Origin of the sequence: Mesorhizobium sp. M0816 (assembly GCF_040320005.1) — a bacterium.
Lineage (GTDB): Bacteria > Pseudomonadota > Alphaproteobacteria > Rhizobiales > Rhizobiaceae > Mesorhizobium.
On record NZ_JAMYOT010000026.1, the window covers coordinates 25,091 to 50,085 of the forward strand.

Consider the following 24,995-nt stretch of genomic DNA (forward strand, 5'->3'; position numbering starts at 1 on the left):
TATCCATCAGCGCTATTCCTCGGCCAACCGCCGTGACCAGCACATGCGCTCGTTCGCGTCGCTCTTTGCGCATACGACTCGATCGCGTGTTACAGCCCTCAGACTGTTCCTTGAGCATTCACAGCCAGATACGCAGCCAAGCAGCGAGATGCTTGAGGCTGCGCGCAATGCCGCGAGCGAACTGGAATCGATCACCAACAGTGTGCTCCAGATCGCCTATGCGCCACAAGATTCCAGCACTGTGCCGCTCGGCCAACTGCTAGAAGATATAACGGCAGAGCGTAGCGGTTTGGTGCAAGTCCGTATCGACTCCAAAGCGCGCTTGCACCCCGTACCCTCGGCGCCATTCCGGTTGGTCGTGAACGAGCTGATCGAAAACGCTCTTGCCGCTTCGTCGGACGTCAATAACGCCCAAGTTCTTGTCTCCGCGACAGTCAAGCGACAGCCATTCCTCCCCCGCACCTATCTAGTGCTTGAGGTGGCCGACAAGGGTTCAGGCATGCCGCCTACGATCGCTGCAAAAGCGACTACCCCTTTCTTTTCAACGCGAGCCGGGAATCATACCGGGCTTGGCCTGACCGCATGTTCTCAGATGGTCTCGACGCTGAACGGAAAGCTCATCATCAAAAGCGCTCAAGGTATCGGCACAACCGTGCAGATCAGAATTCCGCCGCTGGCCTCCGCCGCAGCTAGTTTTTGGCAATCGTTTCGCAAATACGGGCGAACGAAGGAACACTCGCAGGGCGGCTAGGTGTCAGTTCTGCTCTATCTTGGCCTGAATTACACGGTCTGCGCGACCTCCGTCGGAGCTTGCCAGCTCATTCCGCTCTCCGCTGGCAGGATAATGATGCTGGATCGGCTCTCGAATGGAAGCCTACCTTTCCAGCCGATCGGAAACAGGTGGATCAGCTGTTGGCGGGATCTTTTCGGAAAAGAGGAAGGTCGCTGGATCAAGTTTCAACGCCTTGGCGATCGCCGCAATCGTGTCCACGCTGATGTTGCCGCTCGCGCGTTCCAGTTTCGTGAATGTCGCCTCCGCCACACCGATGAGTTCAGCCATCTCATAGCGGTGCAAAGTACGTCGTTGTCGCTCAAAATCGATGATGTGCGCCAGCCGCTTGCGGATCGCATTGTCGTCCAACCGATGCGCCCATTCCGGAACTTTCTTACCGCCGGCGAGCAGTCCTGCAAAAGACACTTGCAAGCCATTTGCCATGATCTGCAGCGTCGTCAATGTGACATTATTTTTCTGACGCACAGTCTGAATGTAGGTTCGATAGGCCAGTTTTTCGCCCTCGGCGGTCCGAAACAGTTCGGCCATGTGCATATGGGATAGGCCGCGTCTGGCTCTCTCCCGCTCAAGCGTCAGGGCAATGTTGGCGCGCAACGGGTTGTTGACCACGCCTCCGTCGTCTCGTTTCATAAATCGATGTAGTCGCACAAACCTGCCTTTTCGACCTGTCCTTTTTCGCGCGGATCATCCATAGTAAACTGTCAAATCTGCAGCGAGGAAAAGGCTATGACCATACTCAAATTTCTACTGGGGGGTGCCGTCGCCATCGCGGGCGCCGCAGCTCTTCCATCCCAATCAAAAGCGTCGGAATGGGGCTGTCAGGTCCTCCTATGTCTTTCCGGCGACTGGCAAGGCACCCCCTCGTGCCACCCGCCAACTTACAAGTTGATTGCGGCGATGGAAGCCCCGGGTTTCAATTGGCCGACCTGTCCGCAAGCCAACTCGAGCGCGGCGAGATTTGAGAAGTATGAGGATTGTCCGTCTGGCTGGCAAGCAGTTGGCAGCTCCGAATCCGATCGGGCGGGCTTAGGTCAAGAACGGAACATCTGCCGCCTCGCGGCTGATAGGCTCTCCTTGCCCGTCGTTTTCAAAAACGCCCTCGGCGGGCATCATGGAGACGGATCACGTCAGGTCCAAATCGAAATCGACGGCAAGGCGGTTGCGGCAACAATCCAGACCGCGGGGAACGATCGAGGGCATTCCATTGGTAATGGCCCGACCTACTACACCATCCCTCGACCGATGCGCGGAAAGCCCTGGTTCATCGAGTATGATGACGCGAACGGCGTGCGCCAGAAAAGCTGGTTCAATCTCAACATGCCATAAGCCAGGCCATCACGTAGGACGAGGACTATGAGGGCCACAATTCAGGGAGGTTTGTAGTGTTCAAGGCGCTTCTGCTATCCACAATGATTATGAACACAGGCGCAGTGTTGACGGCGGCTGGTCAGAGCGACAAGCCGCGATCAAGTGTGGACAATCCTATGTGGCCCGCTTCACTGAAATGGGACTGCAGGACCGCTGCCAAAATCGTGTGTGAGCGTGGTGGCAGTTGCTCGGTGGCTGAGGACCACACGGGATTTGTGCTGAACTACGGCAGCAACGAGGCTGAGTTCCCGGCCAGCAATGTCAGGATCAAACGTCACTATCAACAGACCGTGCAGGCAAGCCCTTTGCAGCAGGAAGTCAAAGTCGAACTGGCCGACAACCGCGTTCTATGGCTGACGGCCGTGGATGCCAGCCGCACGTATTCGGAAGCGTGGGTCGGCGCACTAAGCGAGCTGAAGGGTGGCGCGGTACTGATGGAATCCGAGGGAGTCTATTGCATGCCGCACAAGTGAGTGCGCCGAGAGGACAGGCGAGCAAGGGCGATGTGGTCTGACCGGGGCGCCGACCCCGGCGCCGACCCCGGCGTTTAAGAAGTGTTCAGAGTCTTCCGTCCGATTTTATCGAGCGGTGAGGTGATGGTAAGTAATATCGATCTGTCGTATCGAGATGTAGAGCAGGAGTAACTGCAACGACACTTCATCTTGCTCCTCTATGTGACTGACGAAGATTTGAGGCGCGCACAATGCGTACTTTGCATAACTGGGAAATATTAATTATAACTGGTGAAAGTCGCATAATCTATCTTATGGAACTTCGATTTCGTTAAACTGAAGCACTACACAAATCTGAACGACGTGCCGTGAAGTGGTGCGTGATGGCCCGCGGCCGGGCGCAATCCCGAAGCTGTACGCGAAAATCTCGTGGTGCCAACGATGCTGTCTATGGAATCGCGTCAAATCACCAGTACATACATCGGCTATTTGAGGTCCGCCTCAAGCTTTTCATCCCCAAAAGAATTGCCTCCCAGGTGCGGCTCGATAACCGAAGCTTGGCGATCTTATTCCACATCCGAGATACCTCCTCAGAACATGATCGATAATAGTGTTGCAGGCGCGCCACCGCAATTGCTTACCGCGATCACCTCCGAGAGCGCTCCGAGGATTGCTCATCCCGACGACGTACGTGGCGAGGATCGACCCGCCTGCGCCAATTCGGACGAGCGTGTATCCGGCGCAATCCTGAACCGATCGTGAGCTGAAGCTGCTGGAGGGAGCCCTTCCAACTCGTCACTGACCCCAGACCGATCCTGGCAGCGCGTTGAGCGGGATTTTCAGATAACGCAGGCCATTTTCCTCGACCTGAGGCAGCTCTCCTCCGCGAATATTAACCTGGAGGGCATGCAACATGAGCCTTGGCATCGGCAATGCCCTGTCTCGCGCCTCTCGAAGCCTGATGAACGCACTCCGAGATTGACCGGCGGCGTGCTGGTTTTTCTCTTTCTGCTCCGCCACCGAACTCTCCCACAGAGCCTGGCGCCCTCCCGGCTTGTAGTCGTGACCGGTAAAGAGACGGGTCTCGCCGGGTAAGCTCAAAATGTCCTGGATGGACTGCCACAGATCAGCTGCGCTGCCACCTGGAAAATCTGCACGGGCGGAGCCGCTATCGGGCATGAAAAGTGTGTCGTGAATGAACGCTGCATCGCCGATGACATAGCTTATCGACGCCAAGGTGTGTCCTGGCGAGTGCATGACGCGCGCTTCCAGCTCGCCGATGTTGAAGGTCTCGCCGTCGCAAAACAGCCGATCCCATTGTGAGCCGTCACACGGGAGATCCGAGAAGTTATAGATCCGTTGCCAGATCCGCTGCACTTGCTTCACGTGCTCGCCGATAGCTGTCGGCACGCCGGTTTTTGCCTTGAGATAGCGCGCGGCCGAAAAGTGATCCGCATGCGGATGGGTGTCCAGGATCCACTCGAGCTTCAAATTGCGGCTGTTGATGTAGTGGAGGATCGCGTCCGCATTTGTCGTTGCTGTCGAGCCAGACTTTTCGTCGAAATCGAGTACGGGGTCGATGATGGCGCATCTTCGTGAACTCGGGCATGCAACGACATATTGGATGCTGCCCGTCCGTGCATCATAGAACCCGGCGACTTCAGGCTGCTGCATGGGCAATGCCCTCGACTGCGGCTCGCGGGAAGAAGATCGCCCGGCCAGGATCGAGGTCGTAGTCATGTTCGAAGTCCGTTGCGTCCGACGCAATCTGCGCTACAGCATCGAGTATGAACTGCACCTTCTCGTCCGGCAGCAGAACGCTGAAATTCAACCGGGTGAACCCAGGCTTTTTCATTTCGTCGCCGGAGAGAATGGCTTGCCTGATTTCCTCGGACCGTTCGTCGTCGATCGACAGCAGTCTGTGGACATACGGGCCGGCGCAGGCGCAGCCACCGCGCGCCTGGATCCCGAACCGGTCGCTTAGCATGCGCGTGATCAGCTGCTGGTGGACGTAGCCACCCTTTCCGTTTTCGACCCTAAAGGAAAAGATCGGAAGCCGCTCAGGATCCGACAGGCCGAGGAGCTCCAGCCGCGGCACGTCTTTCCATGCGCGAAAAGCACGACGCGCCAGCTCGCGATTGCGCGCTGTCATCGCGTCGAGTCCGATCGCATCTTTGACGATGAAGGCCAGCGCGGCTCGTATGTCGCCGATCACGTTCGGCGTGCCGGCTTCCTCGCGGGATTCCAGGCTGTCGCTGTAATCGTGTGTCTTCGGGGAGACAAACTTCACCGTCCCGCCACCTGGCCACGACGGCGTTTTCGTCGAAGATACGTCGCGTCGAACGATCAAGATGCCGGAAGCGCCGGGGCCTCCGAGGAACTTGTGAGGCGAAACAACTATTGCGTCGATCTCGGCATCTGGGGCGGGCGACATGGAAATCGGCAGGTAAGGACCTGCGCCCGCATAGTCCCAGATCATCTTTGCGCCGGCGGCCTTCACGATCACGGTGATGGCCGCGACATCGCTGGTGATGCCCGTGACGTTCGAGGCCGCGGACATCGAGCATATCGTTAGATCTGACGACCCCCCGCCAACCGCGTCCTTGAGCTGAGACAGGTCCGGCCCGCCAGACGGATGCTCAGCGATTTCCACGATTTCTGCCCCGCTCTCGCGCCAGGGCAGAATGTTGGAGTGATGCTCATAGGGACCGATAATGATCCGAGCGCGCTTGCCCGCTGCCACGGCTTCAGCGACGCCGAATAGCTTGACGAGGCGGTTGATCCCCGACGTAGCGCCGGAGCCGGTGAAGATCACAGCATGCCGTTCGGTGACCCCGCAGAATTGACCGATCAGGGCGCGCGCTTCCCGACGCATGCGGGTCATGAAGCCTCCGCAATACGAGGCTTCCGTGTGGCTGTTGGCGTAGTACGGCAGGACCTCGTCAAGCACAAAGCGCTCGATCTGACGGAGTGCGCGGCCTGACGCGACATAGTCGGCGTACACCAGGTCCTTTGGCCCGTAGGGACCCTCGATTTTCGCCGTCGATCCCACAAGCCCATCCCGGAGGTCGGCGGTCACGTCAGCCTTTTTCAACCCCTGGCGGAACTTTGACAGAGGGGTCTCGGTCTGCCTCGTCGTTGGGCGAACTGCTTGCACGGTCAGTCTCCCGGCTCGGATATTGACTCGGATTGTAGCCTGCTCCAGGCTCGAAAAATTCACCTATTTTCTGCAATTTCTTGCAAAGAGCGTGTCATATGATCGAAAATCTGGCGAAAATCGATGCATTTGATATGAAGATTTTGACGGCCATGCAGATCGATGCAAGCCTTTCGCAGCGAGATTTGGCGGAGAGGGTCGGCCTGTCTCAGAACGCGTGCTGGCGGCGGATCCAGCGCCTGCAGTCGCTAGGTCTTATCCGCGGGTCGCACAGCAATATCGATCTGCGAGCGCTGGGGCTCGACCTGACGGTTTTCGTAATGGTCCGCACTCGCCACCATTCCAAGGAGTGGAGTGAGGCGTTCCGTGCCCATGTTGAACGGTTGCCGGAGGTGATCGATTTCTATCGGATCGGAGGGGACTGGGACTATCTGATCAAGGTCGTGACACAAGGCATGTCCGGCTACGATGCGTTCTACCAGAAACTGATCACGAACTTCGATCTGGCTACGGTGACAGGCTTCTTTTCCATGGAAGCGATCATCAACAATCGTCCAGTGGATCTGACCAATCTGCGATAATGCGGCGCCTGCTGTTGGACACTTCGCCTTCATCGTCGCCAAGCCGTCGACCGTGGCACCCACCAGGGTGAGGTGTCGATTACATGAGCCCGCAGGTCTGGCTGCGAGTTCGCCCCATCAGCTGTTTGCAGGCCTCAACTGAGCCTTGAGTTCCTCCGCCCTTGCTGCGCGGGTCCTGATGACGCTTCGCTCAGGTCCGTACCCTAAGGGCTTGCTCCAGCCTGTCGGCAATCTGGGTGACGATATAGGCAATCACCATGTAGATCACGACGGCAATCACGAAGGCTTCGAGGTAGTAGTAGTTCAGCGCGGCGGTCAACTGGGACTGGGCGAAGATATCGACAACCTCGATGGCGAATCCGAGAGAAAGCGCCTTCATGATGACCATCATCGAGGTTGTCAGGTCGGGAATTGCCGTGAGAGCCACCTGGGGAAATAGGATCCGTCGGAACAGTTGGCCGCTTGTATAGCCCAGCGAATGGGCGGCGTCTGACTGACCGGTGTCGAAGGCGTTCAAGGCTCCCTTGATAATCTCGGATTGGAACGCAGCGATACAGCCTGTCACCGCAATAACAAGGATGACCGAGTTGGGTGTTTCATGGGCGTTGAAGTTGACCCCGAGCAACGAGAGCAGGAACTGGAACGCCGGGGGCAGACCGAAATAGGCGAGGAAAATCACGATCACCATCGGAACGCCCTTGAAGACGATCTTGTAAGCCATGATGAGCTCTCGCAGCACCGGGACTCGTCTATATTCGACGAGTGCAAAAATGCTGCCGACTAGCGTCGACAAGACGAAAATCGTCAGCGCCATTCCAAGCGTTACAGGTACGGCGCCCAGAATTTCCTGGGTGTCCTGGAGCAAAATTTCGGTATCGAACATGGTTTAATACCCTTTAGGTCAGACGCTGGCGATGGCCGCGTTCTTGATCTGAGCTGTTGTCGTGGCCTCAGGCGCCTGCATCGGCGAGCGAAGCTCGAACAAGTGCACGATGAACCAGGCAATCAGGCACATAAGCGCATAGATAACCGCCAGGACGAGGTATGTTTCGAACTGGTACTGGTTATAGTCGCGCTCCATGATCAAATGCGCGGTCGCCATCACGTCCGCCGCCCCGATGTACATGACCAGCGCAACGTTGTGGATCAGATAAATGATGGAGTTTCCATAGCCCGGCAATGCGAAGTGCACCGCTTGCGGGCCGACGATGCGGGTGATCTTCTGGCGAAAGGTATATCCGAGACTGTCGGCTGCATCATGCTGGCCGCGATCGACGGCCAGGTATGCGGGCCGCAGGACTTCCGACAGATAGCCGCCATGGTAAAAGCTCAGTCCGACCATCGCAGCGATCGTCGGCGAGAAGAAATCTGCGGAGCCGAACAGGGCCACCAATAGGGGGAGCCCGTAGAACGCGACGAACAACTGGAGGACGACGGGAACGCTGCGGGCATAGGACACGTAGAGGTCGGTGAGGTGGCTGACCACTGGTATCCTGCGAATCCGCAATGTTGTCGCAACGAGCGCCAAGCAAAAGCCGACCAACATGGCGGTAAACGTGATAGCGAGCGTCAGCGGCAATGCCGAGAGCAACTCGGGAATCATAGCAGAAACATCCACTTTGAAACACTCCTTCTTGCAATTCAGCCTTGCCGCTGACGATATCTACTCAGATCGCATCACTTCATATACTTGACGATGCCTTCGCCAAACCACTTCTGCGATAGCTTTTCGATCGTGCCATCGTCTTTCAACTCCTTGAGAACTTTGTTCACGTCATCGACCAGAACCTTGTTTTCATCTGACCTGTGAATAAGCATATAGGTGTTGTTGCTGAAGACTGGTTCGGACGCCACGATGTCGAGCTTCTTTTCATCAATGACGGTCTGCTCACCAAGATTTGAAGGCAGGACCAGCGCGTCGAACTTGGCGTTCTGAACCTCATCCAAACGGTTTGGATACGGGATTCCGGCGCTCGACGCCGTCACGTCAAGCTTGTATTGCGGATTTTCTTTTTGCCAGTTCATGATGAACTTATAGGTTCCGCCGCCAGCCGTGGTCGGAACGATCCTCTTGCCGACCAGATCTTTCATTTCTTTGATGCCGCTGCCCTTTTTGCTGTAGATCTTCATCAGGCTGGCGCCCATGGGGTTTTCCGGAATGAAGAACTGCTTGGCGCGCTCGGGTGACTTGTAGTAACCGCCGACCGCGATGTCGTATTTGCCTGTGGCCAGGCCGGTTTCCTGCGCGATGTCGGAGACACCTTCCATTTCGAACTTGTATTGCGGCAGCTTTGCGTTGATCGCCCTCAGCAGATCGGGTTCATACCCTTGCGGCTCGACGCCGAGCGCGCCCCAAGCCAATGGCTTGGATTCGGCAGAGGTCGCGATCTTGATTGTCCGAACGGTCTGACCGTAACTGATCCCTGCTGTCGCAAGGGCAATTGCGATGCCGCCGGCGACGGCCAGGGCATAACGACGCGAAAAACTGGATTTGATTGCAGACATTTCTTGGGTTCCCTTCTTGTTGGATTATTGAAAAGCGAGTTCAGACTGCAGGAATTGAGCAAGTCGCGGGCTGGAAGGCGCATCGAAGATCTCAGCCGGACTGCCGTCGGCGGCAACCACGCCACGATCCATGAAGACGATCCGGTTCGAGATGTTCTTTGCGAATTGCATCTCGTGGGTCACAAGCAGCGAGGTGATGCCGGACGACGTGACGTCCTTGATCACCTTCAGGACTTCACCGACCAGTTCAGGATCCAGCGATGATGTCGGTTCGTCGAAGAGCATCACATCCGGCCGAACCGCCAGCGCACGTGCGATGCCTGTACGCTGGAGCTGGCCACCTGAGAGCTGGGACGGATAGCTGTCCCGCTTCGCTGAGAGGCCGACCCTTTCGAGCTCTCGCAACGCGATTTCACGCGCCTCGTCCGTGGACTTGCGCTGCACGACCACCAGCGGATCCATGACGTTCTGGAGGACGGTCATGTTCTTGAAGACATTGAATTGCTGAAAGACCATCGCTGTCCGGAGCCGGATCGCTTGGATGGCTGCCTTGTCGGCGCGCTGATAGTCCATCCGAATCTGGTCGAACGCGATGGTTCCAGATGCAGGCTTAACCAGGTAGTTGATGCATTTCAGCAGGGTGGTCTTGCCGGTGCCGCTTGGGCCGATGATTGACACAACGTCACCTCGCTTTACCGAGAGATTGACGCCGTTCAGGACCTGCGTGCTTCCGTAGGACAGCTTTATGTCTTTGAGTTCAAGCATTCTGGTTGGTGCCCTTCAGAGTGTGGGACGGAGTGCCTTGACCGCATGCGACATCATCACCCGCTCTCCGCATGGCCGAGAACGTGCATCAGCCGGTTTGCCCAGCCGAAGATCGATATGGCGTGGATCAGGTCGATGATCTCGCAGTCATCCATGCCGACTGATCGAAGCGCGGCGATATCGTCTGTCGTCGCTTCCGACGGTGCTGCCGAGAGGCGGCGGGCAAAGCTGTAGATTGCCGCATCGCGTGGGCCGAGCGCTTCAGGTTTATCGAGATAAAGTGCGGTGACCACTTGGTCGCTCTTGGTCAGCTCTGCATGCCTGCGGGCGTGGACAACGGCACAGAATTTGCAGCCATTGACGATCGAGGCGCCCAAGGCGCCAAGTTCGCGATCGGGACGGGCGAGCCCGCCCTCGACATACATGATCGCGTTGAACAAGATGGTGCGGGCAAGATAGCTTTCCGGATCATGCACAAGGGTCCGTACATATTCCGAAACTTTCTTGGCGGAGGGCGTAACCTTCATCGCATCGAGCTGTTCCGGCGTGGCCTCGGATAGCTCGACCGGCGCGATATATGGCTGCCAGTTCAATGGCTTCAGGCGCACCGAGGAAATCATGCCGACCTCATCAGGCGCAAGCCGGTCGCCACCCGTGTCTGGAAGTTGATGAAGGCGATCAGCTCGGAGAGCGCGACGATCTGAGGATTGTTCAATCCAGCCTTCTCCAGGAGAGTGATATGGCTCGCTTCCGCCTTTTTCGGCGTCAGGGTGATCAGGTCAACATGACGGACGATGGTCGCCAGGGGTTCAATCAAATCCGTTTGGCCGTGGGCCAAGGCCAGAAGCTGCTCGGTCGGACCAAGCTGAGCCAGCTGCACATCATATTCGGCCACCAGGGCCGGATCGGCGTTCAGGGCGGCCATGCGACGGGCAAGAGCAACACGCAAATTCGGCGCAAGCCCCTGATGGTTTGCCGGCTGCAGCACCGAGAGGCGACATTCTTCCGCCCCCTGCACGAATTCAGGCCGAAACCGACGCGCTCTGAAAAGCGCATCGTTCGGTGAAAGACCGGCGGCCTTGTCCATTGCGTCGATCACAACGCGGCCTCCTTCTGTAGCAAGAGTGTTGAATCGACCCATTCGTCGCCCAGAAGTTCGGGCGTGTCGTAGGCGATCAGATTGGCGAAGTGGGTTTCGACCTCGGCAAACAGCGATGCGGCAATGCCGCGGACGAGACGGTCGGCCCCGGCGCTGACGGCCGGGATATCGCCGGAGACCTTGCCGTGGGTCAGCATGGCGGCGTCGTTGAAGCAGTGGATATGCGCCAGCATCGGGCAGGAGCCGGGGACGCGTTCGCGAAACTCGAAGGCGGGACCGAGATCCGGCGCGTCCGACATGCCTGCACGAGCCGGCCCCATATCCGGCCTATATCGACCATCCGACCAGGTGCGGATATGTGGGGCGATCGCCGCAAATTCCGGGCGGCCGCTGAAGTCGTTTGAAAAGCCGGTTGCCGCGATCAGAAAGTCGTAGCGCAACGGCCCCTGCGTGGTTTCCACCAGCAGGGTCCCTGTCTCCTCCTTCACTGCAGCTATGCCGCAGTCGAGAAGGAACCGAGCATTCGAGTGGCGAGACACGCGGAGTGTCGATGAACGCGGCGGCGGTGTCTGGGTCGAGGCGGTATAATCGAAGAATTTCCACTTCCAGGCGTCGGGCAAGTGATGCATGCCGAGTACAACACCCGGGCTGCCAATGCCGGTCAGCTTGTTGATGCGCGGCATTTCCTTGCGCCGGATCAACATGTCAACAGAGCCGGCGCCCGCCTCGAGTGCCGTTGCGGCATTATCCATGGAAGAGGCGCCAGCACCGATGACAGCGACACGCTTGCCTTTCAGCGTGTCGAAGTCGATGTCGTCGGCAGAATGGGCCCAATAGGCCCGATCAATGCCGCTGAGGAAATCGGGCACGGCAAAACCGCCCAACCCGGACCGACCAGTGGCCAGAACGAGACGACGGGTGAGAACCCGGCCGGTTTCCGCGCCTTCGATATCGATCGCAATCAGATCTCCAACGGCTGCCAGTCCGGTCATGCGCACGCTGTTGCGCACCGGCAGGCCAAGAACCTTGCGGTACCAGACCAGGTAGTCCATCCACTGGCCCTTGGGGATTTTGTCCAGCGACCGCCAGGCCTCAACGCCCCATTGCGCCGTGAACCAGGCGCGGAACGTCAATTGCGGCAGGCCGAGCGACGGACCGTGCAGGGTTTTTGGCGACCGAAGCGTTTGCATGCGGGCAAACGTGACCCATGGTCCCTCGAGCCCGGCCGGAGCCGCATCATAGGCCACGACATTGGTTATCCCGGTCAGCACCAGCTTTGCCGTGGCAGCAAGTCCGCACATACCGGCGCCGATCACCACGACATCACGGACCGGCACGCCATCGTGCGAACGCGCGGGAACCCATGGCTTGGCGGGCAGTTCGAGAAAGTCGAGATCCTGTGCAAGCTGTGCTTCGAGCGCAGCAAGACCTGTCGGCGTTGGCGCGGCGGGGGTATGCTTCATATTCCCGTTCCGTGATTTGTGCCGGATGCAGGATCGTTCACCAATTGGCCAGCGAGGGCCGGATCTAGTTTCTTGAAGCCGACGATCGACCGTTCAGCCACCGCCTCGACCGCATCCATCAACGCCTGCGCAACTGGACGAAGGGGGCGTTTCTCGGCAGCCACAACGCCCCAATAAAAGAGAACGGTCACGTCGATCGGGCGAATGACGACACCAGGCAGGGCCACGCCATAGGCGGTGAGGGGATCAATGACAGCGGCAACGCCAGTCCGCCGGACGATCTGCAACGCGCCATATGCAGTATTGGTCCGGATCACTGGCCCGGTGTCGATGCCCCTGGCCGCCAAGGCCTTGGAGACATGCAACTGGAAACGTAGGGGGTTGAGCAATGTGGCGACGCGGCGACCGGCAAAAGCGGAAAGCGGTATGACGTCAAGTTCAGCCAGCGGATCGTCCTCCCGCACGGCAGCAACATCAGGTGCCGAATAGAGCCGCAGGACATCCAGCCCAGGCGTATCGAGCGGCAGGCTTGAAAACCCGATCTCGGCACGTCCGCTCCGCACCTCCTGGGCGACGATCGAGGGCAGAAACTGCCCCAGATGCGTCTCGTGCGGAAGTTCGACACCTTTGAGCTCGGCCATGGCCGTCGGGATCAAGCCAGTTCCGATCGCCGAGGTCGTAACAATCTGCAGAATCCGACCTCGGCCGGCGGCAATCATCTTGGCCCGCGCCGCTAGCTCGGTGAAGGACATCAGCAAGCGCCGCGCCTCCTCCTCGAAGGCCACACCCTCCTCGGATAACTGCACCCGGCGACCGACACGGTGCAGCAATTCGAAGCCGAGCTCCGCCTCGAGGTCCTGAATGGTGCGTGTCACCGAAGGCTGGGAACACCCGAGCATCTCGGCAGCCTTGGTGATGCTGCCGCTGGCAGCAACCGCAAGGAAGCTCTGAAGGTCGCGGGTTTCCATGTTCTCTCTACATGCGCAATCCGTATGATTGACATCGTCTCATTCATTTTTGATATATGTCAAGCGGAAACGAATATTCGCTGAGGCATGTTGCAATCGCGGGCTCAGGCCGGAATCCCATCGCCAGAAGCCGACGATGGCAGATGCGGCTCCGATTTGTGGAACCTCCTAGTGAGAAATGGAGGCTGCAATGCCCGCAACAGGAGGGAATTTATGCGCGTAAGCATTCTTGGCGCCGGAGCGATTGCTTACGGCCTTGCCGCCTATCTGGCCGAAGCGGGACATGACCCTATGCTTTGGTCGCCTTCCGGAGAACGCACCAAGGCGCTGGCCGCCGGTGGATTGCTGAAGGCTACCGGAGCTATCAAGGCAACGACTAAGGTGCGCATCGCCAAGGATTGCGAAGACGCCATTGCCGATGCCGACGTCGTCATAATCGCGTTGCCGGCTTACGGGCACAAGATGGTGATGGACGCTGCCACTCCTTATCTAAGGGACGGAACGCCGGTTATCATCAGCTCGCACAGTTCCTTTGGGGCACTGTATCTCTCCAAGCGGCTTGCGGACCGGAAGGTTAGCCTGCCGATCGTCGTCTGGGGTACCACGCTCGTGACCGGGCAACAGCGCGGGCCAGCCGAAATCGATGTTGCAACCGTTCGCCAGAAACTGGATGTCGCGACGCTGCCTTTCAGTGCTCAGGACCAAGGGTTCGAGCTTTGCACGAGCTTGTTCGGCGATCGTTTCGTCAAGCGCGACGGCATGCTTGCTATCGCGCTCAGCAACCTCAATCCGCAGAACCATCTCGGGATCGCTCTTCTTAATCTCACACGCATGGAGAAGGGAGAACAGTGGAGCCAGGCCGGAAGCGTCACCCCGGCTGTCGGCCGTTTTATCGAGGCTCTGGACGCGGAACGATTGGCGATCGCCGCCCGTTTTGGAATTGCCGTGCGCACAGTTGAAGAGCATTTTTCATTGTCGTTTCACGTCCCCATGGCCACCGTTTCGGAAATGAACCAGGAGATGGATCGCCAAGGCCGCGGCGGCTTCGGCCCGTCAACCATCGAAAGCCGCTATATTCTCGAGGACGTTCCGTTCGGGCTGCTGCCGACCGTTTTGTTGGGGAAGATCAGCGGAAATTCAGCGATTCTCCATGAATCTGGAATTGCCATATTCTCGGCGGCTTACGGTCGCGATCTTAAGGGAGATAATGATATTCTTCCCGCGTTGGGCTTCGAGGGAATGGCAAAAGCGGAGCTCGAAAACCTTTGCCGTAAGGGATTTTAACAAGTTTCCACAGTGGACTGGGACATAGGCCAAGTGCCCGAAAAACCGCCGGGGCTGGTTGCCGGCGAGCACGACATGCAGGTTCCTCGGCGAGCGCCGGGAGATCTCTCCAGGAACTCAGCACGAGATCGAATGGTCCCGCCCGGCGGTGTGAGTGGGTCTGTAGCAGGGTCCGTCATCGAAACCCAGTGCGGCATGGTTCCATCAGTTGCCAGATGCCTGAACATTGCATCAACTGCGCAGGCGCTTCGCGCCTCCATCAAGATACCGGCCATGCAGGCGCCGACAGTCCGGAACAACGAGTGTCGTAGCCCGTTCAGGATAAGTGGTTCGTCCACAATCAGCTACGCGAGATAGACATGTTCCGATTTCTAACGTTGGCAGGGACCATCTTGGGTCTGACGATGTCGCCGGCGCAGGCCGCCAGTGATGCGGATCAGGCCGTCGAACAATTTCACCGTACCTGTCTGGCCGAGGGTCCCAATTTCGAGCGCATGATAGAGACCGCGCACGAACGCAGGTGGACACTTATTGCCGAAGCAGGCTTCGCCGAACTCGCGCCAATCGCTAATCCAACCTCAGTGGAGGCATGGCTCGTGGCCGAAGCGGAGGAAGGATTGCCAGCAGGAACCATCATCGGCACCACCAAGGCAACGATGAGCGGCAAACCGGTGCAGACGTGTACGCTGGCATTTCCCGATGTCGATCAAGAGGCATTTCGGAAGAGTTTCTTCATCCATACGGATGCCGAGAAGATTGCCGAAGATCGCGATACGGAGGAGTTCTCGCGTCTCTACATCCTCGTTGCCGGCGGACGTAAGCAATTTGTCCGGCTGGTGGTCCTGCCTTCAGCGCCACCGCGAAACCCGCGCGTCGTTGCCAGTTCGATCATGGCCGACTGACATGTCATTCCCCCCGCCCCCCGTGCTCCTCTGGAGGGCGAACATTGCGGAACGTCGCGAGCAGCAGGAGATCGTAAATAATTTTCAGCCCACCGGCGATGATCAGGGGCCAGCCGAAGCTGGAGACGGCAAGGAGAGCCCCTGCGAGGACTGGACTGGCAGCCGCTGCGAGGCTGCGCGGGACGGCGGTGATGCTCGCCGCGGCAGCCCGCTCTTCGGGCATCACGACGGCCATGACGTACGAGGTGCGGGTCGGCACGTCCATCTGCGACAGCGCGCTCCTGACCAGCAGAAGCGCGATGGCCGGAGCGAGGCTCGGCATGAAGGGGATGAGCACTAGACAGAGGCTCGACGGAAGATGGGTAAACACCATGGTGTTTATGAGTCCGATCTGCTGGGAAATTCGCACAGCGACCAAATAGGACGCAGCCGAAAGGACACCCGTCCAGAAGAAGATTGCGCCGGTCGCGGCGAGCGACAGGCCGAACCGTTGAAAGAGCCAGAGGGCCAACAACGATTGGACGACGAAGCCGCCTGCGAAAGCGTCGAGGCTGAAGAGCGCTGCGAGTGACAGAACGATGGAGCGAGACCTGCGCAATGGCTGCGCCGACACTTTGCCTGCATCAGGCGCGTCACTCGGCAGCCGCCGATAGAGGAGCAGTGCCGCCAACCCAAGTGAGGCATAAAATAGAAAAGCTGCCTGGAGGGCCTGCTTCATTTCCAGGCCGATGGCGTCGCGGAGAAAGTCGGGCGCTCCTGCGGCCAGCGCTCCGACGGCGCCGGCGAGAGAGCCGATGAGGCTGTAGCGCGCAAAGAGCGCCGTGCGGTCGCGGTCGGTGACGCTCTGCGCAAGCTGCGCATGTTCGAGCGGTAGAAACACGCTGACGTCCCCTGAAGATGGGTTCAGCGTGCCGACGAACGCGATGAGAAGCAGCGGCCAGAAGTCGTGAACGACAGCGAAGACGATCCCCGTGGCTATCATGAGGACAGCCGCTGCGGTCAGCAGCGCTCGACGGGAGAAGCGATGCGCGACGATCCCAACAGCCAGGGTGAGGACGGCTGAGCCCGCGAGCGTCGCCGTCGACAGGGTTCCGATCTCGAAGGCGTCGAAGCCGAGCGTGGCCAGATAGGCGGGAAGCAGGATGCTGACCAGACCGTCACCGAACGCCCGCAGTCCCCTTGATATCAGCAGGTTCGCAGCAGTCGGCTCAGCACCGGCAGGAAGCAGCCTGAAGCGCCGCTTCGAAATAGCTTTGCGCAAACCGTGCGCGAGCCACTGTAACGTCAACGATGCCTCCTCACCACTGGTAAGCGGCGCTGGCTGCACGGGTTAGATCGCTCCCGTTGCCATCCCGTAGAGCAGCCCGAGGATCGAACAGCCGAGGAGCACCGGGAGCATGCCGATCTTGAAGCGAAACACCGCTAGCAGCGCACCCAATGTCAGGACGAGGGACGGGACGTTGACGGAGCTGAATGCGGGCACATCGACCGTCATGCCGAACCCTTTGACCTCGCGCAGTGCTCCAAACAGAACGTGAAGCGCGAACCACACCGCCAGGTTCAGGATCACGCCCACCACGGCTGCCGTTATGGTCGCCAGCGCGGCGGACAAGGCCTTGTTGCTGCGCAACGTTTCCACGAACGGCGCACCGACAAATATCCAGAGGAAGCAAGGTGTGAAGGTGACCCAGGTGGTGAGCAGGCCGCCCAACGTTCCAGCGAGCAGCGGATTAAGCGATCCCGGCGCTCGATACGCGCCCATGAACCCGACGAACTGGGTCACCATGATCAAGGGGCCAGGCGTCGTCTCCGCCATGCCGAGGCCGTCCAGCATCTCGCCTGGCTTCAGCCAGCCATATGTATCGACAGCCTGCTGCGCCACGTAAGCGAGGACGGCGTAGGCGCCTCCGAAGGTCACGACCGCCATCTTCGAGAAAAAGACCGCGATATCGGCGAAGACATTGCCGGACCCGAACAGCACGAAAAGGCCGAGGACAGGTGCCAGCCATAGCACCAGAAACACGCCTCCGATCTTCAACGACCAGCTGACCGGCGGGCGAGCATGGGCAGGAATGCCTTCGCCGAGCGCCGATTCCGCGTCGGCGACCTGCTTGCCGCCGACCTTGCCATGGCCGTTGCCCGCCATGAACGCTGCCAGCCCGGCCCGCCCGCCGACGTACCCGATCACTCCGGCCGTCAGGACAATGAGCGGGAATGGGACATGGAACAGGAAGAGCCCGATGAAGGCGGCGGCGGCGAGGCCTATCATGACTTTGTTCTTGAGCGCCCGCTTGCCGACCCGGATAACCGCCTCGAGCACGATGGCGAGGACGGCGGCCTTCAGACCGAAGAAAAGCGCCTGCACCGCGCCGACATTGCCAAAGATTGCATAGATCCAGCTCAGCGCCATGATGGCGATCACGCCCGGCAATACGAACAGCGTGCCGGCCACGAGCCCGCCTCGGGTTTTATGCAGGAGCCACCCGATGTAGACGGCGAGCTGCTGGGCCTCCGGTCCTGGCAACAGCATGCAGTAGTTCAGCGCATGCAGGAACCGCGTCTCGCCGATCCAGCGCTTCTCCTCAACGAGGATGCGATGCATTACCGCGATCTGGCCGGCCGGGCCACCAAAACTCAACGCCGCCACACGCGCCCAGACCCGCACTGCTTCGCCGAAGGGGATGCCATGCGAAGGGTTATCACCGAGCGCATTCGGATGGACGGCACGAACGCTGGTCATTGGTTCCCCTCACCCGCGCTTCTGGCGGAAATATCGATAGAGGTTGTCGAACACCGAAGCACCCTCGGCGATCCGTTGCTCGTCTCCCGCATTGGCCATGGCGATCCCAGCGATCAGGCTGGCGATGCCGGTGGTTTCCTCGCGACTGAACTTGCCGTCCTTGAGGTCGATGTCGTGGACAATCTCGGCGATGGCCTGCAGCGCCGGGTCGACTATGCCACTACGATTGAGCAGTACCTCGAAGCTGCAGCAGTCCCCTTCATGGGTGATTTCGCCTTCGAACATGTCGAAGCGCAATTCGCCCTCCTTTGGCACGTGTCCCTTGCCCGCCACGAAGCGGATCGTTGCATCGGCATCGATGAAGCGATGGATCAGCCAGCTGCAGGCGATGCGGTCGACATGCACGTCCCGCCGCGTGACCCAGGTCCGGCCCTTGACCTCACCCAGCTCGGCCGTCTTCTTCGGTTCCTTGGTCATGGCCTTGTCCTCTATAAGCTGAGCCTCGAGCTCGGCGATCAGTCCCTCGGCGGCGAGCCGCCCGCTGGCGCCGAAGAAGTCGATCGCCACGACTTCGGCAAGCCGCTTGCGCATTCGACCGAGTTGCGCGCGGGCATCCGCGCGCCGATCCTCGGTCTTGTCGGAGTCGATAGCCGCCGTTAGATCGCGCGCTGCCTTGGCGACCTCTGCATAGTCGATGTCCCGCGCGGCATCGAACAGCGCCCGAACCTGTGCGTCCGTCAGGCCGTCGATCAGACGCGCCTCACACACCATCGCCTCACCGCCACCGTCGATAATTTCCTTCAGGAGCCATTCGAAATCCTCCTGCGTTTCTGCATCGGCGGGCAGCGCATAGACTGTGCTTTTGACCGCAACTGCGCCGATACCCTGCAGCCGCCGCCAGATCTTTACCCGGAAATAGGCTGGTTTGGTCGGCAGCTGATGGATCAAGAGCAGCCAGCGCTGCTCGGTCCCAAGTTCCCCTTCGCTCATCAGCACACCGTATCACCGAGAAAGGCAAATGCAACACTTGTATCATATTATATTCAGGCGTAGCGTTGACGTCTCGCAGACTGTCTCGCTGATGCCTGACAGGAGGTGCCGAAATGACAGCCTCGGGTGGGGCTAGCCAGTCAGGATCATCCGCGACTCGGGCCGTCGGACGCACCGCAGCTACGCTCATGACTGCCGGCATGATCATCGGAACGGGTATTTTCGGTGCCCTTGGTGCGACCGCCGAGCGGGCCGGTCCCGCCCTTCTGCTGGCAATGATCCCAGGTGGGCTGGCTGCTTCGTACTGCTCTTTTTCATACCACCCCTGCACCTATAATTGGAATGGTGACGCTGGCGTTGGCGTTCGGCACTCGATTCATTGTGTGGCGCCAACGGAAATCTGGTTCGGTTAGTGCTCGATGAAACGAGGAGGTCTAAGATGCTCGATACCCAAGCTATTGAATCCCTTACCGGACTGAAGGGACAGACCACGGGTGACGTGCTCAAGTTATCGGTCCCGCGCAGTGAAGTGAGAATGACCCTGGACGGCTTTGAGATCATTCCGTTTATGGGCCTCACCTCCTGGGTTAGTTTTAAACAGGGGGCGCATCATGCCACGCTGATGGGTGACATCGTCGTGCTCGAAGATGAAATCCAGGACGCGATGGCCGCAGCGATCCAGGCGAACCTTTACGTAACAGCCCTACACAATCATTTCGTCCGCGAGCAGCCGCGCGTGATGTTTATGCATGTCGAGGGTACGGCTGATGAAACTGCGTTGGCGACAGGAGCGCATAGGATTTTTGAAGCAATAAAGATCGTGCGCCAGAAGCATCCTGTCGAACCCGCCATCAAGAAAGTGAATAGTAGCTTGGACGCGCCGCCGCTTGAGGCGATTGTCGAGCACAAGGGCGAGAGCAAGGACGGCGTGCTCAAGTTTGTCCTGGCGCGCCCATCCGTGCCCGTCGTCTGCACACGCTGTGGTGAGCTCAATATTGATGCCGCAATGGGCTACAACACATGGGCAGCCTTTCAGGGCACGGACGAGCGCGCCGCGGTCTGCGGCGACTTTGCGATGCTGGAAAATGAAGTCCGTTCGGTCATCCGTGAACTGCAAGCTGGAGCGATTGGAGTAATGGCGGTGCACAATCACATGTTCTTTGAAGACCCGCGGATCATCTTCTTGCACTACTGGGGCATCGGCAATGCTCAGGCGTTGGCGCAGAGCTTGAGGCGGGCGCTCAACACGCAGCAATAGTCTGTCGCTGTCGCCACAGGAGTCATGCGACCGCCGCGCGCTCGCGATATAATGGCAGCGGAAATGTATCGAAAGCCAAGAACTTCGGCGCAGCGCGCTCGGGTTGGCGGCGCGACGGCGGTGGGAAGGTCGGCCTGGGTGGCGGTTCCGTCGAAGTTGCCATATTCGTCGATGCTGGCAGGGCCGAACGGCACATCTCTTCGGGACAGCCGTTGGCATCGATCCAGGTCGATGTCACGGCGGACCCCAAACATGGATGTGCGGCGGGGTGGGCCAAGATCGAAAACCTATCTCCGGATCAGCGGCCAAACGCCGAGCAGGATAACCGCCAGCGCTGCGCCGATGTCCAGAACGTGTCCCGTCTTGGCCCGCAAGATTTCGGTGCGCGCCATCAGATCTTCACCCGGAGAGGCCGGCTTGCTCGGCAGCTGATGGATAAGGAGCAGCCAAGGCTGTTCCATTCACTCATAAGTGAACCGTATCACGGGTAAGATAAATGTAACACTTGTATCATTCTTTAACCAGGCGTAGCGTTGGCGGTCTCGCAGCAGTAGGCCGCGCTGAGTGGCGCCAACCAAAAGGGAGACAAGGCCATGAAATGGGTTACCCGCGAACGTCCGGTGATCGACCGTATTGCTTGTCCCTGGCTGATCGCCCGCTTCATCGACACGGAGCCAGAATTCCTGTTCGTGCCGCCGGATCGGGTGATCCCAGTTGCCCAGGAGACGGGCGCTACACCCTATGACGTGCCCGGTGTCGAGTTCACGCATGTGGGTGACGGCTGCAGCTTCGATACCTTCGTCTCGAAATACGGCCTCGAGCGCGATCCGGCGATCGTGACGATCGCCTCGATCGTGCGCGGCGCCGACACCGATCGGCACGATCTCATGCCACAGTCGGCGGGACTGCTTGCGATCTCCATGGGGCTCCGGGACGTCACGCCGGACGACCATGAGGTGCTGAGGCACGGCTTCGTCATCTACGATGCCCTTTATGCCTGGGCCTCGCGCCGCAAAGCGGAGACGCACAGCTGGCCGCCGGCCATGAAGCCTACGGCGGCGGCCTGAAAGATGATTACCCTCGAAAGAAACAGCCCGGGAACTGCTACGGTTGGTCGGCGGCTGATGGCCGCCATCGCCTTTGGCTTCAGCCTGATTGCTGTGAATGCCGCGGACGCGGCGGACACGTTCCGGCACCTCAAGGGCAAGGAGATCAAGGCCAAGTTCGCCGGCATGGATTTCACGGACGACGTTCATTGGGCGGATGCGTTCGGCCGCGACGGACGGATCGTGCGCTACGACATGGGCAAGAAGAACGCCGGCAAGTGGCGCGTCGAGAAGGGGCAGCTCTGCATTTCCGTTGAAGGCGAAGAGACCTGCTATCAGGTATGGATCTCAGATACCGCAGTACAGCTTCGTGACCCGGATGGGACGTTCTTCCTGGAGGGCGTGCTGCAGAAGCCCTCTGCACGCGACTAGCGTCTCGGATTGAAAGTCATTGGGCATATTGGGGCAGACCACAAGGAGAAATCCATGCGTGCAAAACTCATCACCGGCGCAATGCTGATAGCGATGTCGGCGCTTCTCCAACCGGCGTCAGCGGCACCCGATTGGCAAACTGTCGCGCAGACACTTGGCAAATCCGGATCGGAAATGCCTGGCGGCGTTTATAGAGTTGGCTTGCCACGAACCGACCTGAAGGTATCGCTCGACGGCATATCCCTGAAGCCAGGCTTTGCGCTCGGAGGCTGGATCGCCTTCGATCCCATGGGAAATCAGGCAATGGTCATGGGCGACATCGTTCTGACGCAGGACGAGGTGAACCCGGTCATGAAGAAGCTTGAAGAAGGCGGCATCGAGATCACCGCGGTGCACAACCACCTGCTGCGCGCGCAGCCGATGACGCTCTACATGCACCTCTTCGGCCAAGGTGATCCCGTAGCACTCGCCACAGCGCTTCATGCCGGCTTGGCTCTGACGAAGACGCCGATGGCTGCATCCGCCGGTTCGCAGGCGGCGGCCGCTTCGAAGATCGAGTTCGACACGGCGGGTGTCGACCAAGCTATTGGCTACAAAGGCAAGGCCAACGGCGCGGTCTACCAGTTCACTATACCGCGCGCAGAACCGGTCGAAGAAAATGGCATGGATGTGCCGGCCGCCCTGGGCTCCGCCATAGCGATCAACTTCCAGTCGACTGGCGGCGGCAAAACGGCGATCACAGGTGACTTTGTGCTGACTGCCAAGGAGGTCAATCCGGTTATCAGGGCGTTGCAAGGCAACGGCATCGATATCACGGCATTGCATAGCCACATGCTCGATGAGCAGCCGCGGCTCTTCTTCATGCATTTCTGGGCGAACGACGATGTGCAGAAGCTGGCGAAAGGCCTGCGCGCAGCCCTCGACAAGGTCGCCGTCAAAAAGAGCTAGATTGGGCGTCCGCGCGCGCGTCCAACGGCGGAGTTCGGCCGGGCAATGCCCAATCGCACGCCGGGAGGGAATCAGCCGATGTTGATGCGAAGCCGGATGCCTGACAAGGCGCAAATCGCAACACCGCCAGCGAGCGGAGTCGCCCTTCGGGTCGACGCCTTGACAAAGCGCTACGGCCCGCAAACAGCGTTGGCGGACGTTGCCTTCACGGTCGAAGCCGGCGAAGTTCTCGGTCTCATCGGACCGAACGGAGCCGGCAAAACCACGTTGCTCGAAGCAGTTGCCGGCGTTCTTCCCGCCGACTCGGGGACGATTTTCTGGCACGGCGCCCCTCTGCCACCCGCATTGCGCCGGAGATCGATCTTCTACCTCCCCGACGGCCTCCGGCCGTGGCGCGACCAGTATGTCGAACGGGTGCTCGCGTTCTTCGCCGGTGTTTACCGGACATCGGACCTCGACGTCGCGGACACAGTTAGGGCGGTCGGACTTGCACCGGTGCTGAACAAGCGGGTGCTTGCATTGTCCAAAGGGTATGCCCGTCGACTGATGTTGGCGCTTGCCCTGATTACGCCGCATCCACTGCTGCTGATGGACGAGCCCTTCGACGGCTTCGACTTGCGACAGACCCGCGAGATCATGGACGTGCTGCGCAAGGTTGCGGCGCAGGGGCGCAGCCTCGTCCTCGCCATACACCAGCTGCTCGATGCCGACCGCATATGCGACCGTTTCGTCTTGCTCGCAGAAGGCCACGTGCGCGGCGTCGGGACCTTGGGCGACTTGCGGGAGCGTGCGGGGATCCTCTCCGGTGGGTTGGAGGAGGTTTTCCTTGCGCTCACCTGAGGCAGCGGTACCGCTCGACGCTCCCTTCGGCCCCTTGCTGGCCAAGGAGCTGCGGGAAATGGCGAGCGGCCGGCCGCTCTGGACAATGCTGCTGATGCTCTGCCCTCTCGTCGGCTTCAGCTTCTTTCAGGCCGTGTCGCTCTACGGCGAAACGAGCGCTACTGCCCTCACCTCGCCTGGGCTCGCGAGCGCACTATCCCCGCTGGACGGCGTACTGGTTCCGACGTTCGGCGGCTTCTACGTCGCCGTTACGCTGCTGTTTCCCTTTGTTGCCATACGCGTGCTCGGCAACGAAAAGGAGTCCGGCGCCTTGCGGCTCCTGATCCAGCTGCCCTATCGACCGCCGACTTTGATTGGCGCCAAGCTGGTCGCCGTCTTCGCAGCTTGGCTCATTGCCAGTATCCCTGCGCTCTCTGCGCTCGAGATTTGGGAGTTCATGGGCGGACATCTGTTCGTCGCCGAGACCCTGAATCTTGTTCTCGGACATCTCCTCTACGGCCTGTTGGTCGGCGCCATCGCGTTATTCGCGGCTGCGCTTACCGAGAGCGCGGCAACCGCGGCGATTGTCACACTCGGCTTCACACTCGGATCGTGGGTCATCGACTTCGCGGCGGCCAGCCAACCCGACCTCCTTGGCTGGTCGTCGCGGCTGTCGCTCACGCAAACGCTGCACACCTTTGAGCTCGGATTGTTGTCGCTCAGTCTGGTCGTCGGGGTGCTTGCGGCGATTCTTGGATTTGCCGCACTCGCTGCCATCTGGCTTCCCATGGGTGCTACCGTGCGCATCAAGCTTGTCCGTTCGCTCATCTGCCTCGTGGCGACCTGTCTTGTGATGGTCGCGGCTACCCAGATCAGATGGTCGGCCGATGCGACCGAGGACCGACGGAACTCTTTCTCGCTTGCCGACCAACAGGCCCTGGCGCAACTCAGCGATCAGTTGACCGTCACCGTTCACCTGGCGCCCGAAGACCCCCGGTACGCCGATTTGCGAACAAGCGTCCTATCGAAGCTCGAGCGGGTCATTCCACGGATTGTCATCCGTTTTGCAGGCGACCAGCAGAGTGTTGTCGGCAGCGCAAGCGATGAGTCGTATGGCGAAGTCGAGTACAGCTATGGCGGCCGGTCGGCCGTCAGTCGATCGACCGGCACCGAGGAGGTACTGCCGCTCCTTTATGGGCTCGCAAATGTACCCCTGCCCGTGCCGGCGACCGGGGCCGGCGATTATCCCGGCTATCCGCTCGTCGCGGCTCCGTGGATCGCGCTTCCCTGGTTCGTCGGCGGCCTGCCGCTGCTCGTCTGGGTTGCTTGGTGGCGGAGCCGCCGCGCACCGGCCATCAAATACACTTCAAGCCAGAAGGAGATCAGCCGTGAACATCTTACATAGCCTCAAGACAATTGCCGCGG

The 24,995-nt window shown here is 59.6% G+C and carries 26 protein-coding genes; 12 read left to right on the forward strand and 14 right to left on the reverse strand.

The annotated features are described in order from the left end of the window. Positions 1–43: 43 nt before the first annotated feature. Positions 44–751 carry a sensor histidine kinase gene (locus NKI17_RS28745; RefSeq protein WP_352907114.1) on the forward strand — a complete coding sequence of 236 codons (708 nt, stop codon included), beginning with the start codon at positions 44–46 and terminating at the stop codon, positions 749–751. A gap of 123 nt (positions 752–874) precedes the next feature. Here the strand turns inward: NKI17_RS28745 and NKI17_RS28750 are convergent, their stop codons facing one another. Next, positions 875–1,402 carry a helix-turn-helix domain-containing protein gene (locus tag NKI17_RS28750; RefSeq protein WP_352907115.1) on the reverse strand — a complete coding sequence of 176 codons (528 nt, stop codon included), beginning with the start codon at positions 1,400–1,402 and terminating at the stop codon, positions 875–877. 117 nt (positions 1,403–1,519) lie between these two features. Here NKI17_RS28750 and NKI17_RS28755 point away from each other — a divergent pair, with 117 nt between their 5' ends. Both NKI17_RS28755 and NKI17_RS28760 read left to right on the forward strand, forming a co-directional pair. Continuing rightward, positions 1,520–2,119, forward strand: a complete 600-nt coding sequence (locus NKI17_RS28755) for a hypothetical protein (protein ID WP_352797681.1) — start codon at positions 1,520–1,522, stop codon at positions 2,117–2,119. Positions 2,120–2,175: 56 nt separating this feature from the next. Then, positions 2,176–2,634: a hypothetical protein gene (locus NKI17_RS28760; RefSeq protein ID WP_352442704.1), complete on the forward strand. Its 459-nt coding sequence runs from the start codon at positions 2,176–2,178 to the stop codon at positions 2,632–2,634. Between the two features lie 774 nt (positions 2,635–3,408). On the opposite strand, the gene NKI17_RS28765 is transcribed toward NKI17_RS28760, so the two are convergent. Beyond that, on the reverse strand, positions 3,409–4,287 hold the full coding sequence (locus tag NKI17_RS28765) for an MBL fold metallo-hydrolase (protein ID WP_352907116.1): 879 nt from the start codon (positions 4,285–4,287) through the stop codon (positions 3,409–3,411). After that, complete coding sequence (locus NKI17_RS28770) at positions 4,274–5,770, reverse strand: aminotransferase class V-fold PLP-dependent enzyme (protein ID WP_502894643.1); 1,497 nt, start codon at positions 5,768–5,770, stop codon at positions 4,274–4,276. Before NKI17_RS28770 ends, NKI17_RS28765 begins: the two co-directional genes overlap by 14 nt. A gap of 98 nt (positions 5,771–5,868) precedes the next feature. Between NKI17_RS28770 and NKI17_RS28775 the strand changes: the two genes are divergently transcribed. After that, positions 5,869–6,351 (forward strand): Lrp/AsnC family transcriptional regulator, encoded by a 483-nt coding sequence (locus NKI17_RS28775; protein ID WP_352797690.1) that lies wholly within the window; start codon positions 5,869–5,871, stop codon positions 6,349–6,351. A 190-nt stretch (positions 6,352–6,541) separates the two neighbouring features. Here NKI17_RS28775 and NKI17_RS28780 read toward each other — a convergent pair whose 3' ends face one another. From NKI17_RS28780 to NKI17_RS28815, 8 genes are read right to left on the reverse strand one after another with little or no spacing between them, the layout of a single operon-like run. Beyond that, positions 6,542–7,234: an amino acid ABC transporter permease gene (locus NKI17_RS28780; RefSeq protein WP_352907118.1), complete on the reverse strand. Its 693-nt coding sequence runs from the start codon at positions 7,232–7,234 to the stop codon at positions 6,542–6,544. An 18-nt stretch (positions 7,235–7,252) separates the two neighbouring features. Next, the gene (locus NKI17_RS28785; RefSeq protein WP_031194726.1) at positions 7,253–7,969 is read right to left on the reverse strand and encodes an amino acid ABC transporter permease; all 717 of its coding nucleotides are present in this window, start codon (positions 7,967–7,969) and stop codon (positions 7,253–7,255) included. Positions 7,970–8,028: 59 nt separating this feature from the next. Beyond that, a complete protein-coding gene (locus NKI17_RS28790; protein ID WP_352907119.1) occupies positions 8,029–8,856 on the reverse strand; it encodes a transporter substrate-binding domain-containing protein in 828 nt (275 codons plus the stop codon). 24 nt (positions 8,857–8,880) lie between these two features. Continuing rightward, the gene (locus tag NKI17_RS28795) at positions 8,881–9,621 is read right to left on the reverse strand and encodes an amino acid ABC transporter ATP-binding protein (protein WP_352454991.1); all 741 of its coding nucleotides are present in this window, start codon (positions 9,619–9,621) and stop codon (positions 8,881–8,883) included. A gap of 56 nt (positions 9,622–9,677) precedes the next feature. Continuing rightward, on the reverse strand, positions 9,678–10,241 hold the full coding sequence (locus tag NKI17_RS28800) for a peroxidase-related enzyme (protein WP_352907120.1): 564 nt from the start codon (positions 10,239–10,241) through the stop codon (positions 9,678–9,680). Beyond that, positions 10,238–10,720, reverse strand: coding sequence for a CMD domain-containing protein (locus tag NKI17_RS28805; RefSeq protein WP_352907121.1), 483 nt, complete (start codon positions 10,718–10,720; stop codon positions 10,238–10,240). Before NKI17_RS28805 ends, NKI17_RS28800 begins: the two co-directional genes overlap by 4 nt. Then, entirely contained in the window at positions 10,717–12,183 is a 1,467-nt protein-coding gene (locus NKI17_RS28810; RefSeq protein ID WP_352907122.1) for an NAD(P)-binding domain-containing protein, read from the reverse strand. Before NKI17_RS28810 ends, NKI17_RS28805 begins: the two co-directional genes overlap by 4 nt. After that, entirely contained in the window at positions 12,180–13,151 is a 972-nt protein-coding gene (locus tag NKI17_RS28815; protein ID WP_352797705.1) for a LysR family transcriptional regulator, read from the reverse strand. Before NKI17_RS28815 ends, NKI17_RS28810 begins: the two co-directional genes overlap by 4 nt. Positions 13,152–13,364: 213 nt before the next feature. On the opposite strand from NKI17_RS28815, the gene NKI17_RS28820 reads away from it, so the two are divergent. Then, a complete protein-coding gene (locus tag NKI17_RS28820) occupies positions 13,365–14,435 on the forward strand; it encodes an NAD/NADP octopine/nopaline dehydrogenase family protein (protein WP_352797707.1) in 1,071 nt (356 codons plus the stop codon). Positions 14,436–14,794: 359 nt separating this feature from the next. Next, positions 14,795–15,337: a hypothetical protein gene (locus NKI17_RS28825; protein ID WP_352907123.1), complete on the forward strand. Its 543-nt coding sequence runs from the start codon at positions 14,795–14,797 to the stop codon at positions 15,335–15,337. Positions 15,338–15,341: 4 nt separating this feature from the next. Here NKI17_RS28825 and NKI17_RS28830 read toward each other — a convergent pair whose 3' ends face one another. The 3 genes from NKI17_RS28830 to NKI17_RS28840 all read right to left on the reverse strand — a co-directional run bounded on the left by NKI17_RS28830 (position 15,342) and on the right by NKI17_RS28840 (position 19,067). Beyond that, a complete protein-coding gene (locus NKI17_RS28830) occupies positions 15,342–16,565 on the reverse strand; it encodes an MFS transporter (RefSeq protein ID WP_352907130.1) in 1,224 nt (407 codons plus the stop codon). Between the two features lie 102 nt (positions 16,566–16,667). After that, positions 16,668–18,077, reverse strand: a complete 1,410-nt coding sequence (gene chrA / locus NKI17_RS28835; protein WP_352907124.1) for a chromate efflux transporter — start codon at positions 18,075–18,077, stop codon at positions 16,668–16,670. Positions 18,078–18,086: 9 nt separating this feature from the next. Beyond that, positions 18,087–19,067, reverse strand: coding sequence for a chromate resistance protein ChrB domain-containing protein (locus tag NKI17_RS28840; protein WP_352797712.1), 981 nt, complete (start codon positions 19,065–19,067; stop codon positions 18,087–18,089). Positions 19,068–19,506: 439 nt separating this feature from the next. Between NKI17_RS28840 and NKI17_RS28845 the strand changes: the two genes are divergently transcribed. The 6 genes from NKI17_RS28845 to NKI17_RS28870 all read left to right on the forward strand — a co-directional run bounded on the left by NKI17_RS28845 (position 19,507) and on the right by NKI17_RS28870 (position 24,975). Next, complete coding sequence (locus NKI17_RS28845) at positions 19,507–20,325, forward strand: DUF1259 domain-containing protein (protein ID WP_352797715.1); 819 nt, start codon at positions 19,507–19,509, stop codon at positions 20,323–20,325. A 593-nt stretch (positions 20,326–20,918) separates the two neighbouring features. After that, a complete protein-coding gene (locus NKI17_RS28850; RefSeq protein ID WP_352517436.1) occupies positions 20,919–21,392 on the forward strand; it encodes a chromate resistance protein ChrB domain-containing protein in 474 nt (157 codons plus the stop codon). A 57-nt stretch (positions 21,393–21,449) separates the two neighbouring features. Then, positions 21,450–21,803 (forward strand): hypothetical protein, encoded by a 354-nt coding sequence (locus NKI17_RS28855; RefSeq protein WP_023802351.1) that lies wholly within the window; start codon positions 21,450–21,452, stop codon positions 21,801–21,803. 54 nt (positions 21,804–21,857) lie between these two features. After that, positions 21,858–22,751, forward strand: a complete 894-nt coding sequence (locus NKI17_RS28860; RefSeq protein WP_352797717.1) for a DUF1259 domain-containing protein — start codon at positions 21,858–21,860, stop codon at positions 22,749–22,751. A 45-nt stretch (positions 22,752–22,796) separates the two neighbouring features. Beyond that, entirely contained in the window at positions 22,797–23,591 is a 795-nt protein-coding gene (locus NKI17_RS28865) for an ABC transporter ATP-binding protein (protein ID WP_352517438.1), read from the forward strand. Beyond that, the gene (locus NKI17_RS28870; RefSeq protein ID WP_352797718.1) at positions 23,578–24,975 is read left to right on the forward strand and encodes an ABC transporter permease subunit; all 1,398 of its coding nucleotides are present in this window, start codon (positions 23,578–23,580) and stop codon (positions 24,973–24,975) included. Before NKI17_RS28865 ends, NKI17_RS28870 begins: the two co-directional genes overlap by 14 nt. The last annotated feature ends 20 nt before the right edge of the window (positions 24,976–24,995 follow it).